Source organism: Stenotrophomonas sp. JAG2 (assembly GCF_041080745.1).
Lineage (GTDB): Bacteria > Pseudomonadota > Gammaproteobacteria > Xanthomonadales > Xanthomonadaceae > Stenotrophomonas > Stenotrophomonas maltophilia_AA.
In genome coordinates this window covers 1-16,449 of record NZ_JBEUMH010000013.1, presented here as the reverse complement: position 1 = coordinate 16,449, position 16,449 = coordinate 1, and the positions used below count along the sequence as shown (strand labels likewise).

The window sequence follows — 16,449 nt, the reverse complement described above, 5'->3', positions numbered from 1 at the left end:
CCGCTCAGTCGGGCATGTCGCCGTTGGGGTTCTGCATGTTCTCCGGTGCCTGCCCGTACTGCTGCTTGCGTTGCTCGTGGAACGCCACGAACTCCGCCGGCGGCAGTGCCTTGGAGAACAGCCAGCCCTGGCCGAACTCCACCTGGCGTGCCTGCAGATAGGCCAGCTGCGCGGGGGTTTCCACGCCCTCGGCGACGGTGAACAGGCCCAGCGTCTTGGCCATCTCGATGATGTGCGAGGTCACCGGGCTGGTCGCGCTGTCGGTGCCGATCGCATCGATGAACGACTTGTCGATCTTCAACGCATCCAGCGGGAGCTGCTGCAGGTACTGCAGGCTGGAATAGCCGACACCGAAGTCGTCGATCGCCACGCAGTGGCCCATGCGTCGTGCATTGGCCAGGTGGGTGCGCGCGCGGCGGACATCCATGAAGCCGCGCTCGGTCGCTTCCAGCCAGATCTGCTGGGGATGGATGCCGGTGCCGTGCAGCTTGGCCGCCAGTACCTTCAGCGCCCGCCCACTGCTGACATCCTCGGCGGCCAGGTTGATCGCGATGTGCGCGCTGCGATCCTGCACCAGCAGGGTGCGCATGTCGGCGATCACGTGGTCGATGACCTGGTCGGTCAGTGCATCGATCAGTCCGGCTTCCTCGGCCAGTGGAATGAACAGGTCCGGGCGCACCAGGCTGCCATCGGGACGGCGCCAGCGCACCAGCGATTCGGCGCCCACGCAGATGCCGGTCGCCAGCTCGATGATCGGCTGGTAGTGCATGAAGAACTCACGCTTGCGCACCGCGGTGGCCAGTTCGCCGCGCAGCGACAGCCGCCGCCGCGACAGCCACACCACGCCGCCGATCGCCGCCAGCGCGCCGAGTACGCCCAGCGGAATGAACTGGCCGATCTGGTGGCGGAACGCGGCGACCAGATCGGTGCGCGGTGCGGTGGCGATCGCCAGCCACTCCTGGTCCTGCGCGGTGGCATACAGGGTCTGGCCTTCCATGCCGGTGGCCGGCTCGCGCAGCAGCCGCTGCAGCAATGCCTGGTCCTGGATGTCCTGCTGGGCGATCAGCCGCCCATCAGGGCTGGCCACGGCCAGCCGCACGTTGGGATCGACGATCACGTCGATCAGCCGTGCCGGGTCCATGAGGATGTCGTAACGGCCGTAGCTGAGCGCCATCAGCGGCTGCTGCGGCGTGCCGGCAAGCGGGCGGATGTCCAGCGTGATGCCGGCGCCCTCGGCGGTGACGTACGCCGGTGGCCGCTGCATGACCTCGGCCTCCATCGGCCCCCACGAGGTGCAGGCCAGCCGTCCGTTCTCGAAGTAGCCGATCTGCTCGGCCGAATGGGTGAGCATCACCAGCCCGCGCATCACTTGCAGATGCTCGGGCGAGCAGGGCACCAGGGTGCTGCGGTTGAGCTCGCGCAGGGTGTTCAACGCACCCTCGTAGGCGCGGTGCGCGCGCTGCAGGGTGCGCTCGGCGGTGGTCTGCAGCCGCACCTGCTCGGACTCGCTGGCGCGGCTCCAGGTGAAATAGAACACCGTTGCGATCGGCACCAGGGCGCCGAGCAGGGCCAGCAGGACGGTGACGGCGATGATCCTGGCGCGGTTCAAGCGAATCTCGATGCCTCGTCGAAAGGGGGTTCCATGGCAGCCCGGCGGGCCAGGGCGGTCGCGGCCCCAGGCGCTATATGACCATCAGTGCGGTCGATTTGATACCAGTGCGTCCGGGGCGCCCGCCCGGCCGACCGGGGCAGGCCTCTGATCGCGGACGGAACTGGCTGATCCCGTCAGCAGCCCGCCGGTGCAAGCCCGGCATTCACCTTCGGTTCGCGCCGCCGGCCGGATGATCGCGCCGCACCCTTCCGTGCCCCCGATCCGAGCCGATGAACCCGACCCTGCCTGCCGTGTTGGCCCTGTTGTCGTTGCTGCTGCCTGGCCTGGCATCGGCGCGCACGGTCTATCGCTGCGTGCAGAGCAACACGGTCAGCCTGGCCACCGCGCCCGAGCCGGGCTCCCGCTGCACCCCGCAGCAGATCGACGACAACGCCGTGCAGACGCCCAACCTGTGGGGCAACATGGGCGTCTTCAGCGGCACCCTGTACGAACGCGAGCAGGACGGTGCGATGGTCTACTCGACCCGCAACCTGCCGGGCTCGCGCGTGTTCCTGAAGTTCACTGTCGCCACGCCGCCGGGCGAACCGGCGCATGAAGGCCTGGGCAAGGTCGGTACGCCGCAGTTGAACCGGCATGCCAAGCAGTTCAAGGCCGCGGCGAAAGCCACCGGGGTGGACGATGCCTGGCTGCGGGCGATCGCCCATGCCGAGAGTGGCTTCGACGCCGGCGCGATCTCGCCCAAGGGCGCACAGGGCGTGATGCAGCTGATGCCCGATACCGCCACCGAATACGGCGTGGCCGATCCGCTCTCGGCCGAGCAGTCCATCGGTGGCGGTGCGCGTTACATGAAGGCGCTGCTGCGCCGTTACAAAGGCGACCGCGTGCTGGCCGCCGCCGCCTACAACGCGGGGATCGGTGCGGTGACGCGGTACAAGGGCGTGCCCCCGTATGCCGAGACGCTGGCCTACGTGGAGAAGGTCAGCGCGCTGTATGTACGGTATCGCGAGGCGATGGGCTTCAAGGTGGAGACGCCGGCGAAGTAGGCCGGTGCCTCAGCGCGAGGAACCTGTATTGAACAACGGGTGGTGCTCGCTGCGTCCGACGGCGTCCAATGCAGCCTGCACATCGGCGCGCGCGACGACCTGCCGCCATCGGCGATCGCGCTCGGCGTCACCGGGCAGCGAAGGTACGGTCAGCAGCTGCTGCATGGACATCAGTGCTTCGCTGCGATGCTCGGTCGAGTGCAGCCGTGCGACCAGCTGTGCGGCGGCCTGGTCCAGCGCATTGTCTTCCAGCAGGGTTTCCACCACATAGTCTTCGGCGATGTCCTTGTGATCCTCCAACCAGCGCTTGGCGGTGGCGGCCTGCGCCATATCGCCCAGCTGGCGGTAGGCGAAGAAGCGCACCCACTGCTGCACGGCCTCACCGTACGGGCTCAGGTTGCTGCCGGTTTTCTCGAGGGTCTCCAGCGCCTCGCGCGGCCGTAGCAGCGACGCCTGCCACGACGCCAGGTTCAACTGCTGGCTGACGTTGGCCGCGCCTTCCTCGTGGAACGCGGCGGCGGTTTCCAAGGTCGCCAGCCCGGCCTGCGCATCGCCGAGGCGGCGCTGTGCGATGGCGCGGTTGTTGAGCAGCCAGGCAATATCCCCGGAGTGCTCGAAGCTGCGCGGCAGGCTGGGATCGGCCGCCGCGCCAGCAACCTTCCCGGTCATGGCGACCACCTCTTCATGGCGCCCGAGCGCCAGCAGCGCATAGCTCATCTCCACGAGATTGCGGATTTCCTCGGGTGCCAGCAGGTTACCCACGCGCAATGCATCGAGTTCGCGCTGTGCGGACTGCAGCGGGTCGAAGCGCGGACTGTCGCGATCAATGAAGCGGTCGAACCGCTTGTCCGCCCGCAGCGCGAGGATGGCCATCGGGCTGTCGATACGTTCCAGTGTCGCGGCGACCCGGTCGTCTTGGCCGCTGTCGATCTGCAACACCGCCAGCCGCTTCCAGAAATCGGTCGGCTCGATAGCCTCGGGTTTCCAGCCCTGGTCGAACAGCGCCTGCAGGAAGTCCCGGTAGTCGTTATCGTGGCCCTGCAGCTGCTGGCCCAGCGATCCGGCCATGGACATGCTGATGTCGGGCAGGAACTGACCGGACAGCTGCAGCGAGCGGGTGATCAGACGCGCGCCCTCGAGGTGGCGGCCATCCTCCGCATCCAGCACGCCCAGCAGATAGAGCGCGCGCGGCTCATCGGGTGTCGCGTGTCGGGCAAGCTCCAGATAGCGGCGCGCAGGTGCATGCTGGCGAGCCTGCAATGCCACCCAGCCGGCCACGACGTAGGCGTTGACCCGATCAGCATCGGGAATGTCCGCCAGGCCGGGATCCGCCAGCAGCCGCTCGAACGTGATCAGTGCGCCCAGCGTGTCACCCTGGTCGCCTTGCTGCGCGGCGTCGCCCAGCGCGTCCTGCAGTGCTTGTACGTGCGCACTGTCGGCTGGCGCGCGGGTATCGGCCGATGCCTGCACCGGCGCGGCAACGGCCTGTGCCAGGGCGATCAACAGGGCGATGCGGTGGGGTCGCAGGTGCGGCATGCGGCGCTTCCTTCCATGGCATGAATCCTGATTGGAACCCGGCGGGCCGTGGCGGCACAAGCGACCTGTGTCAGGGTTTGCAGATCCGCGCGCAGGCCGTATCGTCAATGCCCTTTGGAATGCAGGGATCGCAATGGGACGCAACGCATGGGCAGGAATGATCGCGGCGGCTACCGCCGCGGTGCTCGCATGGACCTTCCTGCGTGAGCCATCGCCGCCATCGCCGCCCGCCGGCCCGCTGCCTACCGTGCTGGGCTGGTCCCCCCGCATCGACAGCATCGCCGGCGACGGCGTCGGCGGCATTGCAGACGGCCCCGCCACCCAGGCACGCTTTGCCGATCCGTATGGGCTGGCCGTCGACGCCCACGGCGTGGTCTACATCGCCGATGCCGGCGACAACAACCGCATCCGTCGCGTACATCCCGACGGTCGCGTGGACACCCTGGCCGGGCAGGGCGAAGGCTGGCGCGATGGCGCTGCGATGCAGGCGCAGTTCAACACGCCGTCCGGTATCGCAGTGGATGCCGCCGGCACTGTCTTCGTCGCCGACACCGGCAACCATGTCATCCGGCGCATCGCGGTGGATGGCACGGTGAGCACGCTCGCTGGCGATGGCCGGCGGGGGTTCGTCGATGGGCCGGCCGCGCAGGCGCGTTTCGATGGGCCGATGGGCGTGGCGGTGGACGCGGGGGGCCGTGTCTACGTGGCCGATAGCTACAACGATCGCATCCGCGTGATCGAGCTCGATGGGCGGGTGCATACCGTGGCCGGCGGCGAACGCCCGGGCAACGCCGATGGGAGCGGTGCGCTCACGCGGCTGGATACACCGGTGGCGCTGGCGCTGGATGCGCACGGCAACCTGCTGATCGCCGACCTGTTCAACAACGCGATCCGCCAGCTCGCCCCGGATGGCACGCTCAGTACCCGCGTTGCCGATGGAGGGCTGCTCAGCGGTCCGCTGTCCCTGGCGGTGACCCACGACGGGGTGATCTATGCCAGCGACATCAATGGCAAGGTGGTGCAGATTTCGGCGCAGGGCCACCAGCTCGCGCTGGCCGGGGTGCCGCCGCAACCACGTTTCGCCCGCCCCACCGCGCTCGCGCTGGATGCGGGCGGTGGGCTGTATCTGGCCGATGCCGCGTCCTACCGTGTGCATCGCCTGAGTCCGTTGGCCGCAGGCCAGACCGCACCGCCGGCCCTGATCGGCCCGGCGCCGGACGCCCCGCTGCCCGCCACCGCCGGCCGTTGGCCGCTGGCCCCGCAGGAGGGGTGGCATGAAGTGGTCGGCACGCTGGGTGAAGTGCGCGGCGACTTCAAGGGGGAGAGCCGCCATCACCTGCACGGCGGCTTTGACATCCGCGGCGATGTCGGCCAGCCGGTGCTGGCGATCGCCGATGGCAAGGTCGACACCCCGTTCGCGGCGTGGTCGGTGGGCGGGCAGGCCGAGGGCCTGTCGCTGGGGTCGCTCAGGTACATCCACATGAAGGTCGGCCGCGATCCGCGCGACCGTCCGTTCGATGCGCGCTGGCAGCAGCTGTCCGGTGAGGACGGCAGGTTGCAGCGCATCCGCGTGCGCCGCGGCACCCGCTTCGCCGCAGGTGAAGCGCTCGGCACCATCAACCGCATGGCGCACGTGCACCTGAGCGTGGGTGCCAGCGGCTTCGAACGCAATGCGGTGGCGCTGGGTTTCACCGGTTACGCCGATGCCTTCGCGCCGCGCATCACCGACGTGGCCGTACTGGACGATCTCGACCAGCCGATCACGGCCGGTGCCGACGGCCGCGTTGCGATACCGCGCCAGGGCCAGGGAGTGCAGATCGTGGTGGAGGCCTGGGACCAGGTCGACCGCAACCTGCCGCGGCGTCGGCTGGGCCTGTACCAGGTCGGCTACCAGGTGCTGGATGCGCAGGGCCGGCCGCTGGCGGGCTACGAGCAGCCGCGCTTCAACATCGTGTTCAACCGGATGCCGCGCGAAGACAGCGCCACCCGCGTGGCCTATGCACCGGACAGTGGCATCACCGTGCATGGCAGTGCGATCACGCGGTTCCGCTATCTGGTCACCAACACCGTGCGCGATGGCCTGGTCGAGACCGCACGCTGGCAGCCCGATGCGTTGCCGGCCGGTGACTACATCCTGCGTGGCAGTGCACGCGACTACAGCGGCAATGAAGCGATCGGTCCGCGCGATCTGAAGATCACGCTGCTGCCCTGAGCGGTATCAGGCGCCGACGCGCACGCGCTCGGCGTCCATGTCGGCCAGGGGCCGTACCTCGATGCTGCCGAAGCGCGACCACGGGAACTGCTGGGCGATGCGCATCGCCTCGGCGGGGTCGGGCGCGTTGATCAGGTTGAACCCGGCCAGCAGTTCATGGGTCTCGGCGAACGGGCCATCGGTGATGCGGGCTTGGCCCTGGCGCACGCGCACCGTGCGCGCGCTGTCCACCGGCTCCAGTTTCTGCGCGAGCACCAGCGTGCCCTCGGCCTGCAACGCATCGGCGTGCTGCAGGCAGTCGTGCATCAGGCGGTCGTACTCCTCGCCTGGCAGGGCCTGCAACAGGCCCTCGTCGATGTAGATCAGCAGCAGGAATTGCATGGCCAGGCCAGGGAATGGGCAGGGCCATCATCATGCCCCAGGCCACGCGGCAGCCGTGTTGCAGCGCGACAGGACGCGCCTGTTCAGGCTGTCTGCGACGGCTGGCCGACGGCATCGGCATTTTTTTTGGCGGGCGTGTCGATTTCCGGCTCACTGCAACGTTGTATCCCTTGAACGGCCCAGAGACGGGCCGGCCCCGAAGGAGACACCGATGAAAGTCATGGTACTGGTCAAGGCCACCGCGGCCACCGAGGCCGGACAGCTGCCGACCGAGCAGGAGATCCGCGCCATGGGCGCCTACAACGAGCAGCTGGTCCAGGCCGGGATCATGCTGGCCGGCGAGGGCCTGCACCCGACCTCGCGTGCGCGCCGGGTGGCGTTCGGCAGCGAACCGCCGCGCGTGATCGATGGCCCGTTCGCGGAAACCCGCGAGCTGGTCTGCGGCTTCTGGCTCTGGCAGGTCCGTTCGCTGGACGAAGCCACCGAATGGCTGAAGCGTGCGCCGTTCGCGCCGGGTGACGTGGTCGAGCTGCGCCCGATTCTCAGCGCCGAGGATTTCGGCGCGGCCTTCACCCCCGAATTACAGGCGCAGGAACAGCGTCTGCGCGACCAGATCGGCGCGGCCGATTGACCCACCTCTCACCCCTGGAGCATTCCCATGAAACTGATTCCGTTCCTCGGCTTCAACGGCAAGACCCATGAAGCCATGGCCTTCTACGCGCAGGTACTCGGCGGCAAGGTCACCTCGGAAATGAAGTACCGCGACATGCCACCGATGGAGAGCCAGGAAGGCTGTGGCGAGATGCCGCCGGAGACACTGGACCACGTTGCGCACAGCCAGCTGGAGGTCGGTCCGGCGATCCTGATGGCTGCCGACGGTCCGTCCCCGGAAGGGCAGGGCGGCACCACGATCAACATCGATGTCGACTCGATCGAGGAGGCCGAGCGCGTGTTCAAGGCCCTGGCCGACGGCGGCGAGATCAAGATGCCGATCACCGAAACGTTCTGGGCCCATCGTTGGGGCTTTCTGATCGACCGCTACGGCAAGCCGTGGATGGTCAATTGCATGAAGCAGCCCTGATTCCCACGTCCAACAGGAAACGCCCGCATGTCCAACGCGACGCAACAGATGATCTTCGTCAATCTCCCGGTGCGCGACCTGGAGGCCTCCAAGGCGTTCTTCGCCGCGCTCGGCTACAGCTTCAACCCGACCTTCACCGATGAGAACGCGGCCTGCATGATCATCAGCGACAGCATCTTCGTGATGCTGCTGGTGGAGTCCTTCTTCGCCCAGTTCACGACCCAGCCGATCAGCGATGCGCGGCGGCAGACCGAGGTGATCACCTGCCTGTCGGCCGGGAGCCGCAAGGCAGTCGATGCACTGGTGGACACGGCGCTGAAGGCCGGTGCACGCGAACCGCAGCCGGCGCGCGATTACGGCTTCATGTACCAGCGCGGCTTCCAGGACCTGGACGGCCATCTGTGGGAAATCGCACACATGGACGGCGAACCCGGTTGATGGCACGGCGCAGTGCGGCTTGTGCCCCGGCCGCACCGGTGCTTTGATCGGCCGCATGGACACGGCACTGACGCAACGACTGGACACGATCTGGCGCATGGAGGCGCCAGTGCTGACCGCCCGCCTGACCCGCCTGCTCGGCGGCGATGTCGGCCGTGCCGAAGAGCTGGTCCAGGACACCTGGCTGGCCGCGCTGGAGCGCTGGCCCAGCCAGGGCGTACCGGACAATCCCGGAGCGTGGCTGATGACCACCGCGCGCAACCGCGCCATCGATGTGCTGCGCCAGCACCAGCGCGTCGCCGGGCAGCACGCGCAGTACGGCAGTGAACTGGAGCCGCCGCCGTTGCCTGCGCCGGATGACAGCGACGCGCTGGAAGACGACATCGGCGATGACCTGCTGCGGCTGATGTTCGTGGCCTGTCATCCGGTACTGGCGGCCGACGCGCGGGTGGCACTCACCCTGCGCCTGCTGGGCGGGCTGACCACTGACGAGATCGCACGGGCCTTCCTCGCGCCCGAGCCGACCATCGCCCAGCGCATCGTGCGCGCCAAACGCACGCTGGCGCAGAAGCAGGTGCCGTTCGAAGTGCCGCGCCAGGCGGCGTTGCCGGAGCGGTTGGCGTCGGTGCTGGAGGTGGTCTATCTCATCTTCAACGAAGGCTACGCCGCGAGTGCCGGCGATGACTGGATGCGTCCGGCGCTGTGCGATGAAGCGCTGCGGCTGGGCCGCGTGCTGGCCAGTCGGTTGCCGACCTGGCCGCAGGTGCAGGGGCTGCTCGCCCTGATGGAACTGCAGGCCTCGCGCACCGCCGCGCGCACGGATGCCACCGGGACGCCGATCCTGCTGCCCGAGCAGGACCGCGCGCGCTGGGACTGGCTGCAGATCGGCCGCGGCCAGGCGGCGCTGCAGCAGGCGGTGGCACTGGGGGGCAGCGAGGATCCGTACGTCCTGCAGGCCGCCATCGCCGAGTGCCATGCGCGCGCGCGCCGTGCCGAAGACACCGATTGGGCGCGGATGACGGCGCTCTATGCGCGCCTGGCCCAGCGGCAGCCGTCACCGGTGATCGCCTTGAACCATGCGGTCGCCCTGTCGCGCGCGGAGGGGGCGGCCGCGGCCTGGCCCCTGGTCGATGCGCTCGCTGGCGACGCACGGCTGCGCGACTACGCGCCGCTGGCCGCGGTCCAGGGCGACCTCCTTGCCCAGCTGGGTCGCAGCGAGGACGCGCGGGCGGCGTTCGAGCGCGCGGCCACGCTGACCGCCAACGCGCGCGAGAAGGCGCTGCTGTTGGCACGCGCGGCGGCTGTGTAGACCGGCACTGCACCGGGCGGCGGCTCTGGCCTACACTCGGGCGATTGTCGGTCAGTCATGAGGTGCAGCGTGAAGCGTGTGGTAATCAGCCTGTTGGCGTTGTCGGTGTCGTCGGCCTTGATGGCCGCCACCCCCAAATTCGATGGCGCGCGGATCTCCGCCGACGTCAAGGAACTGGCCTCGGATGCCTACGAGGGCCGCTCGCCGGCCACGGCCGGTGAAGAAAAGACCATCGCCTTCCTGAGCAGGCAGTTCGCGGCGGCCGGCCTGCAGCCGGGCGGCGACCTCAAGGACGGCAAGCGCCTGTGGACCCAGGCCGTGCCGCTGCTCAAAGGCGATATCGTCGGCACCCCGAGCCTGTCGCTGAGCAGCAAGGGCAAGCCGCAGACGCTGAGCCAGGGCAAGGAAATCGCCGTGCGCGCCGCGATGAATGGTGCCAGCGAAGTCGACATCAAGAACGCCCCGCTGGTCTTCCTTGGCTACGGCGTCAAGGCCGGTGAGCGCAACTGGGACGACTTCAAGGGCGTCGACCTGAAGGGCAAGATCGCCGTCGTGCTGATCAACGACCCGGACTTCGAGACCGGCCAGGGCGACTTCGAAGGCAAGGGCATGACCTACTACGGTCGCTGGACCTACAAGTACGAAGAAGGCGCGCGCCAGGGTGCCCTCGGCGTGCTGATCGTGCACGAAACCGCACCGGCCTCGTACGGCTGGGCCACCGTGGCCGGTTCCAACACCAACACCATGTTCGACGTGGTCCGCGACAATCCGGCCGAAGCGCATCCGCTGCTGGAAGGCTGGATCCAGCGCGATCTGGCGGTGGAACTGTTCAAGCGCTCGGGCCTGGATTTCGAGGCGCTCAAGAAGCAGGCGCAGACCCGTGACTTCAAGCCGGTCGAGCTGAAGGGCGAGACCTTCTCGGCCAAGTACGCGGTCAAGACCGAGGTGATCACCTCGCACAACGTGGCCGCGCGCCTGGAAGGCAGCAAGCATCCGGACGAGACCGTGATCTACAGCGCGCACTGGGATCACATCGGCGTCGGCAAGCCGGACGCCAACGGTGACACCATCTTCAACGGCGCGCTGGACAACGCCAGTGGCACCGCCTCGCTGGTCGAGCTGGCCCGCGGCTTCGCCAAGGCCAAGCGTCCGGAACGTTCGGTGCTGTTCCTGGCCGTCACCGCCGAGGAAAAGGGGCTGCTGGGCTCGGAGTACTACGCCAGCCACCCGCTGTACCCGCTCGGCAAGACCGTGGCGCTGATCAACATGGACGGCATGGCGCCCTTCAGCCCGTCGCGTGATTTCGGCATCTACGGCTCGGCCAAGCTGGAACTGCTGGATCAGCTCAAGGACGTCGCCAAGGGCTGGGACATCCGCTACACCCCGGATCCCAAGCCGGAAGCCGGCCTGTTCTTCCGCTCCGATCACTTCCCGTTCGCCAAGCGCGGCGTGCCGGCGGTGTCGTACTCGGCGGGCCAGGACTGGGTGGAGGGTGGCGTCGCGGCCGGCAAGGCGGCCTCCGATGACTACACCGCCAAGCGCTACCACCAGCAGGGCGACGAGTGGCAGCCGGACTGGACCTTCGCCGGTGCCTCGCGCGATCTGGAAGTGCTGTACACGCTGGGCAACCAGCTGGCCAACTCGCGTGCCTGGCCGAACTGGAGCGACGACTCCCAGTTCCGCGCCCCGCGCGATGCCAGCGCCGCCGAGCGGAAATAAGACCGCGTCCGGCCGGCACGCCGGCCGGACCCCGCTGTAGAGCCACGCCATGCGTGGCTTCGCGGTCCCGAACCCCGATGTAGAGCCACGCCATGCGTGGCTTCGCGGTCCCGCAACGAAAACCAGCCACCCATGGGGTGGCTCTACACCGCTTCGTCCCACCAAACCCCGCCTTCGTCGCATGCCGCTTGTTCCCGCTGGCGGCAGGGCTATGCTCGCCTCACTCCCTATGTGATGACGCCGCCGTGTTCGCCAGCCTCGCTCTGATTCTCCGCATCCTGTTGGCCTGGGCCGCCGCCATCGTGGTGGCGGGGTTCGTCTGGAGTGGCATCTTCAGCGGCATGAACGATGGTCCCGGCTGGGTCTTCGGCCTGCTGGCCCTGTTCGTGATGGTGACGGCGGTGGGCAGCTGCATCACCCATATCCGCCGGGTCTGGCTGGTCGCCGGGCGGCTGGATGCCACCACGCTGTCCAGCCGCCAGCGCCGCCAGATCGAGCTGCCGATGGATGCCGGCCCGGCGTTCGCCCTGCTCGAAGCGGCCATCGCCGAGCTGCCCCGCGTGGAGGACATCGAAAGCGCGCCCGGCAGCCTGCAGGTGCGGGCGTACGTGCGCCGCGTGGACGCCTACAACGGCCGCCCGCCATCGCGCTGGAATCTGCCCGCGCGCGTGGCGATCCGGCGCAACAGCGTGCTCGCCACGGTCACCCCGGGGCAGGGCACCAGCAGCGTCACCCTGCTGTTCGAACCCGATGCCGGGGTCTGGGCGGACCTGCTCGCGGTCGACGAAGGCAGCAATCATGAGAACGCCGAGGCCGTCAGCCGCGCGATTACCCGTCGGGTCGCCGAACAGCGCCGCGATGAGCAGGCCGCTGCCGAGCAGACCGCCACCGAGAAGGAGCTGTCCGTCGCCAAGCTCAACCTGCTGCATGCCCAGGTCGAGCCGCACTTCCTCTACAACACGCTGGCCAACGCGCAGGTGCTGACCCGCACCGATCCGCCCCGCGCCGACCAGATGCTCGGGCACCTGATCCAGTACCTGCGCAGCTCGCTGCCCAGCGTGGAGGAATCGATGTCGACCCTGGGCGTGGAGCTGGAGCGCACCCAGGCCTACCTGGAAATCCTCAAGATCCGCATGGGGGCGCGCCTGGCCCTGCAGGTGGATGTACCCCCGGCGCTGCTCGGGCTGGCACTGCCCTCGATGGCACTGCAGACCCTGGTCGAGAACGCGATCAAGCACGGCCTGGAGCCCAAGCCCGGCGGCGGCACGGTGTGGATCATCGCGCGCGCCTTCGAGGACCATGTCACCCTCACCGTGGCCGACGATGGCCTCGGCTTCGGCCAGGGCACCAGTGGTTCCGGCATCGGCCTGAAGAACCTGCGCGAACGCCTGCGCCTGACCTGCGGTGAACGCGCCGGTGTAGCGATCGTGTCCAATTTCCCCAGCGGCGTGGCGGCGACGATCACCCTGCCGCGCGATGCACGTGAGGCGATCCATGCAGCTTGATGCGCTCATTGCCGAAGACGAAGACCTGTTGCGGCAGTCGCTGGCCGCCCAGTTGCAGCGGCTGTGGCCGGAACTGCGGCTGGTGGCCGAATGCGAGGACGGTGCCAGCGCGCTGGAGCGTCTGGCCGAGCTGAAGCCGGATCTGGCCCTGCTCGACATCCGCATGCCCGGTATCACCGGCATTGAAGTGGCCCGCGCGCTGCCGGAGATCAGCCCGCGTACCCAAGTAGTGTTCGTCACCGCCTACGACCAGTACGCCATCGATGCGTTCGAACAGGGCGCGATCGACTACCTGCTCAAGCCGGTCAGCGATGAGCGCCTGCTGGCCACGCGCGAGCGCATCCTGGCGCGCATGCAGCTGGGCCGCCCTGACAGTGGCATGCTCGAGCAGCTGCTGCAGCGCCTCGGCCAGCAGCCCGCCGCCGCATCGAGCACCCCGCCGCTGGCCTGGATCACGGCCAGTAACGGGCGCGACACGCAGTTGATCATGCTGGAAGACGTGATCTACTTCCGGGCCGACAGCAAATACACCACCGTGGTCACCGAACAGGGTGAAAGCCTGCTGCGCACCTCGTTGCGCGAACTGCTCGACGCGCTCGATCCGCAGCGTTTCCGCCAGATCCACCGCTCCACCATCGTGAACATGAAAGCGGTCGCCGCGGTCACCCGCGATGACACCGGCCGCGGTCAGCTGCGCTTGAAGCACCGGACCGAAGTGCTCAACGTCAGCCAGCCCTTCATGAGTCTGTTCCGCGGGATGTAACCGCCTTTTTCTGGAGCCTGCCATGCGTATTGCCGTTGCCGCCAGTCTCTGCGTCGTGATGCTGGCCGCGTGCCAGCAATCGAGCAACACCTCCGTCACCCGCATCCGCGCCAATGGCGTGGATACGCTGCACAGCAGGACCACCGTGGACAACGGCGTGGCCAGCTTCGCCTGCATCGCCAGCAGCAGCGGCCAATGCCATTACCTGGTGCTGGATGCGCGCTGCACCAAGGACAAGGACTGTGCCTACCCGCCGCTGCACCGGCTGGCCGTGGCGGTCGGCAAGACCGAGCAGATGGCGGGCTTGCCGGCCGGCTTCCAGCACTGCGTCAGCGCGGATCAGAAAGAACAATGCCACCGTGAGTGATCACGGTGGCATCGTGGCTCCCCCCGCTTTGCAGTAGGGTCAGAACGCGGGCTGCAGATGCAGGTTGGTGCCGTTGGGCTGCTCGCCGACATGGTTGAGCTGGCCGACCAGTTCGGTGTGCTGCTTCATCCGGCCGATCTCGCGCATGATGCGGATGTCTTCGTGGCGAAGCTCGCGCTTCGCGCTCACCGCCTGCTTGTAATCCAGGACTTCCGGGTAGTGCTGGGCCATGTCCAATGCTTCGGCCACGCACTCCACCGTATCGGCATCGGAGGTGATCCGGGCGCGGCTGTTGAAGGCCTTCATCCAGCGCTCGAAGCCGGCGGTGTGATCGAACATGTTGGCCATGAACCAGATCACGAACAGGATCGAGACCCACGAACCGAACACGATCACCACGCGGGTGAAGGTGATATGGAAGTCATCCTTCCACAGGTAGTTGCTGATCAGGCCGAGGATGAGCAGCGAGGACGCCTGCCAGCCTACGATCGAGGCCATCAGCCATTGGCCCTTGGCCTTGGCGAGCACCGCGACTTCCTCGCGGATCTGCTGTTCACTCTTGTTACGCCAATGCGCGACCTGTTTTTCGAACGGGCTGTTGTACAGCTCGTTGTCCTGCAACAGCAAACCCAAACCTTTGAACAAAGCGATCATGACGAGCTCCTTCTGGAACGTGCGGCAGCGCATTGGACGACGTTGTGGCAGGTCCAGTTCTAGCACTTTCACGGCGCTTGGCAATGGGCAAAGCGCAAAGATCCGGCGTCATTCCTGCATGAATGGGGAAACCCGCAGCGGATTTGCGCATTGCGGCACGTAAATCACCGGGTAAATAGGGGTTGCGTGGGGGTGTTCATGCTGCACGTGCACAATGTGCAGGCCCCTGGCGGCAGCGTCCTCGCCAGCCCCGCCGGTATCACGCAGAATTGACGCATCCGCGCAAAACGCCGGTCCGCTCCGCCCTCGGTACTGTTGATGTCTTCCCTGCTGCGTTCGCTTGCCCGTCCCGCCACCGCCCCGATCCGCCGCTGGGTATTGGGTGCTTTTCCCCGCGGCCAGAGCGGGATCGATTACGACCAGCCGCTGGGCGACCCCGGCTGGTTCGGCCCGGACAGCATCACCTGGCGCGTGCATTCGGAGTTCCCCGGCATGCTCGCCGGCGGCCTGTGCGCGCTGATGCTGCAGACCCTGCATCCGCTCGCCCTGGCGGGCGTGTACGACCATTCGAACTTCCGCGATGACCTCGTTGGCCGCCTGCGCCGCACCACCGCTTTCGTCGCCGGCACCACCTATGCACCGATCGCGGAAGTCGAGGCGCTGATCAGCAAAGTGGCGCGCATCCACGCGCAGGTGCGCGGGCAGACCGCCGACGGGCGCGCGTATTCCGCCGACGATCCCGCCTTGCTGACCTGGGTGCACGTGACCGAGGCCTACGGTTTCCTGCAGGGCTGCCGGCGCTATTGCCGCGACGTCCCCGGCGACATCGCCGATCAGTATTACCGCGAGTACAAGCGCGTGGCCGAAGCGCTCGGGGCTGCCGATGTGCCCGCTTCGGAAGCAGAGGTGGACGCGTACTTCGCGCGTCAGCGATCGGCGTTGGTGTTCGACGCGCGTTCGCGCGAGGTGCTGGCGGTGCTGTCAGGCATCCGCCTGCCGGTGCCGATGGCCGGGCTGTCACGCGAGGTGTTCCTCGGCGCCGGCGCGGCGCTGCTGCCGGAGTGGGCAACGTCGATGTTGGCGCGCACACCGATGCAACGTGCGCAGTCGCGGGCGTCCGCGGCGATGCTGAAAGGCATGGCGCCGTTGTTCCGGCGTGCGCTGCAGGATGGCCTGGCGACACGGGCATGCACGCGGATGGGTCTTCCTGCCAGCGTGCTTGCTGATTGGCCTTGAAGCGGCAAATGCCCTGTGTCCGCTGGTTGGGTCGGGCACGCACAGGCTTCCGGGACCCGCTGCAAGTACGTCCATGTAAGCTCGTATGCCGCCATCCATGGCGGCATACGGTCCCTCCAGCCTGCACGTGCCCGCCCCCCGACACTTGGCTGGTGGCCATGCTGAGATCAAAAGCCAGTAAGCGGAGCTGAGCGGCAGCGCGGAGTAGCAGCGCTAGGCAGCAGATTAAGTTGCAGTGCCAACCAGTGGTTCAGAGTGGCGGTGCTGGGCAGCTAAACAGCTAAACGGCGAAGCAGCACATAAGTGCAGAAGTGCAGAAGTGCGGAGCAGCAAAGCAGGAGCAGCAAAGCAGAGCAGCAAAGCAGAGCAGCAGAGCACAACGGCAGAGCACAACGGCAGAGCACAACAGCAGAGCACAACAGCAGAGCACAACAGCAGAGCGGCGCTGTGCTGCTCTACGAAGCGGAGCGGCAACGCCACATAACGAAGCTGGACGGCAAAACAAACCCAGTCACTGCTGCAGTCGCGGAGCCAGGGTCCGCTTTTCCCTTGCGCACCAGCCCACTGTCAAAGGGTGGGCATGGGTGGGGTGG

General features: G+C 67.6%; 15 protein-coding genes. 11 read left to right on the top strand and 4 right to left on the bottom strand.

Annotated elements, in window-relative coordinates; translation table 11 throughout:
- Positions 1-4 precede the first annotated feature (4 nt).
- On the bottom strand, positions 5-1,609 hold the full coding sequence (locus tag AB9O74_RS15630; protein ID WP_369349870.1) for an EAL domain-containing protein: 1,605 nt from the start codon (positions 1,607-1,609) through the stop codon (positions 5-7).
- A gap of 272 nt (positions 1,610-1,881) precedes the next feature.
- Between AB9O74_RS15630 and AB9O74_RS15625 the strand changes: the two genes are divergently transcribed.
- Complete coding sequence (locus AB9O74_RS15625; protein ID WP_176990469.1) at positions 1,882-2,655, top strand: lytic transglycosylase domain-containing protein; 774 nt, start codon at positions 1,882-1,884, stop codon at positions 2,653-2,655.
- A gap of 9 nt (positions 2,656-2,664) precedes the next feature.
- Here AB9O74_RS15625 and AB9O74_RS15620 read toward each other — a convergent pair whose 3' ends face one another.
- A complete protein-coding gene (locus tag AB9O74_RS15620; protein WP_369349869.1) occupies positions 2,665-4,191 on the bottom strand; it encodes a hypothetical protein in 1,527 nt (508 codons plus the stop codon).
- 133 nt (positions 4,192-4,324) lie between these two features.
- Between AB9O74_RS15620 and AB9O74_RS15615 the strand changes: the two genes are divergently transcribed.
- Positions 4,325-6,403 (top strand): gluconolaconase, encoded by a 2,079-nt coding sequence (locus tag AB9O74_RS15615; protein WP_369349868.1) that lies wholly within the window; start codon positions 4,325-4,327, stop codon positions 6,401-6,403.
- Between the two features lie 6 nt (positions 6,404-6,409).
- Here AB9O74_RS15615 and AB9O74_RS15610 read toward each other — a convergent pair whose 3' ends face one another.
- Positions 6,410-6,784 (bottom strand): YciI family protein, encoded by a 375-nt coding sequence (locus tag AB9O74_RS15610; RefSeq protein ID WP_369349867.1) that lies wholly within the window; start codon positions 6,782-6,784, stop codon positions 6,410-6,412.
- Positions 6,785-6,995: 211 nt separating this feature from the next.
- Here AB9O74_RS15610 and AB9O74_RS15605 point away from each other — a divergent pair, with 211 nt between their 5' ends.
- The 8 genes from AB9O74_RS15605 to AB9O74_RS15570 all read left to right on the top strand — a co-directional run bounded on the left by AB9O74_RS15605 (position 6,996) and on the right by AB9O74_RS15570 (position 13,966).
- Positions 6,996-7,415 carry a YciI family protein gene (locus AB9O74_RS15605; RefSeq protein ID WP_176990466.1) on the top strand — a complete coding sequence of 140 codons (420 nt, stop codon included), beginning with the start codon at positions 6,996-6,998 and terminating at the stop codon, positions 7,413-7,415.
- 27 nt (positions 7,416-7,442) lie between these two features.
- Positions 7,443-7,865, top strand: a complete 423-nt coding sequence (locus AB9O74_RS15600; RefSeq protein ID WP_369349866.1) for a VOC family protein — start codon at positions 7,443-7,445, stop codon at positions 7,863-7,865.
- A gap of 27 nt (positions 7,866-7,892) precedes the next feature.
- A complete protein-coding gene (locus AB9O74_RS15595) occupies positions 7,893-8,303 on the top strand; it encodes a VOC family protein (protein WP_369349865.1) in 411 nt (136 codons plus the stop codon).
- Between the two features lie 55 nt (positions 8,304-8,358).
- The gene (locus tag AB9O74_RS15590; RefSeq protein ID WP_369349864.1) at positions 8,359-9,612 is read left to right on the top strand and encodes an RNA polymerase sigma factor; all 1,254 of its coding nucleotides are present in this window, start codon (positions 8,359-8,361) and stop codon (positions 9,610-9,612) included.
- Between the two features lie 69 nt (positions 9,613-9,681).
- The gene (locus AB9O74_RS15585) at positions 9,682-11,331 is read left to right on the top strand and encodes a M28 family metallopeptidase (protein WP_369349863.1); all 1,650 of its coding nucleotides are present in this window, start codon (positions 9,682-9,684) and stop codon (positions 11,329-11,331) included.
- Positions 11,332-11,576: 245 nt separating this feature from the next.
- Positions 11,577-12,836, top strand: a complete 1,260-nt coding sequence (locus tag AB9O74_RS15580; protein WP_176990461.1) for a histidine kinase — start codon at positions 11,577-11,579, stop codon at positions 12,834-12,836.
- Positions 12,826-13,599 (top strand): LytR/AlgR family response regulator transcription factor, encoded by a 774-nt coding sequence (locus AB9O74_RS15575; protein ID WP_369349862.1) that lies wholly within the window; start codon positions 12,826-12,828, stop codon positions 13,597-13,599. The genes AB9O74_RS15580 and AB9O74_RS15575 overlap by 11 nt, the downstream gene beginning before the upstream one ends.
- 22 nt (positions 13,600-13,621) lie before the next feature.
- Positions 13,622-13,966, top strand: coding sequence for a hypothetical protein (locus AB9O74_RS15570; protein ID WP_369349861.1), 345 nt, complete (start codon positions 13,622-13,624; stop codon positions 13,964-13,966).
- 39 nt (positions 13,967-14,005) lie between these two features.
- On the opposite strand, the gene AB9O74_RS15565 is transcribed toward AB9O74_RS15570, so the two are convergent.
- A complete protein-coding gene (locus AB9O74_RS15565) occupies positions 14,006-14,620 on the bottom strand; it encodes a hypothetical protein (RefSeq protein WP_176990458.1) in 615 nt (204 codons plus the stop codon).
- A gap of 318 nt (positions 14,621-14,938) precedes the next feature.
- Between AB9O74_RS15565 and AB9O74_RS15560 the strand changes: the two genes are divergently transcribed.
- Entirely contained in the window at positions 14,939-15,856 is a 918-nt protein-coding gene (locus AB9O74_RS15560; protein WP_369349860.1) for an oxygenase MpaB family protein, read from the top strand.
- Positions 15,857-16,449: the final 593 nt, after the last annotated feature.

Coding starts and splice junctions, on each gene's coding strand:
- AB9O74_RS15625 (WP_176990469.1), top strand. CDS start 1,882: ATGAACCCGACCCTGCCTGCCGTGTTGGCCCTGTTGTCGTTGCTGCTG.
- AB9O74_RS15620 (WP_369349869.1), bottom strand. CDS start 4,191: ATGCCGCACCTGCGACCCCACCGCATCGCCCTGTTGATCGCCCTGGCA.
- AB9O74_RS15615 (WP_369349868.1), top strand. CDS start 4,325: ATGGGACGCAACGCATGGGCAGGAATGATCGCGGCGGCTACCGCCGCG.
- AB9O74_RS15610 (WP_369349867.1), bottom strand. CDS start 6,784: ATGCAATTCCTGCTGCTGATCTACATCGACGAGGGCCTGTTGCAGGCC.
- AB9O74_RS15605 (WP_176990466.1), top strand. CDS start 6,996: ATGAAAGTCATGGTACTGGTCAAGGCCACCGCGGCCACCGAGGCCGGA.
- AB9O74_RS15600 (WP_369349866.1), top strand. CDS start 7,443: ATGAAACTGATTCCGTTCCTCGGCTTCAACGGCAAGACCCATGAAGCC.
- AB9O74_RS15595 (WP_369349865.1), top strand. CDS start 7,893: ATGTCCAACGCGACGCAACAGATGATCTTCGTCAATCTCCCGGTGCGC.
- AB9O74_RS15590 (WP_369349864.1), top strand. CDS start 8,359: ATGGACACGGCACTGACGCAACGACTGGACACGATCTGGCGCATGGAG.
- AB9O74_RS15575 (WP_369349862.1), top strand. CDS start 12,826: ATGCAGCTTGATGCGCTCATTGCCGAAGACGAAGACCTGTTGCGGCAG.
- AB9O74_RS15570 (WP_369349861.1), top strand. CDS start 13,622: ATGCGTATTGCCGTTGCCGCCAGTCTCTGCGTCGTGATGCTGGCCGCG.
- AB9O74_RS15565 (WP_176990458.1), bottom strand. CDS start 14,620: ATGATCGCTTTGTTCAAAGGTTTGGGTTTGCTGTTGCAGGACAACGAG.
- AB9O74_RS15560 (WP_369349860.1), top strand. CDS start 14,939: ATGTCTTCCCTGCTGCGTTCGCTTGCCCGTCCCGCCACCGCCCCGATC.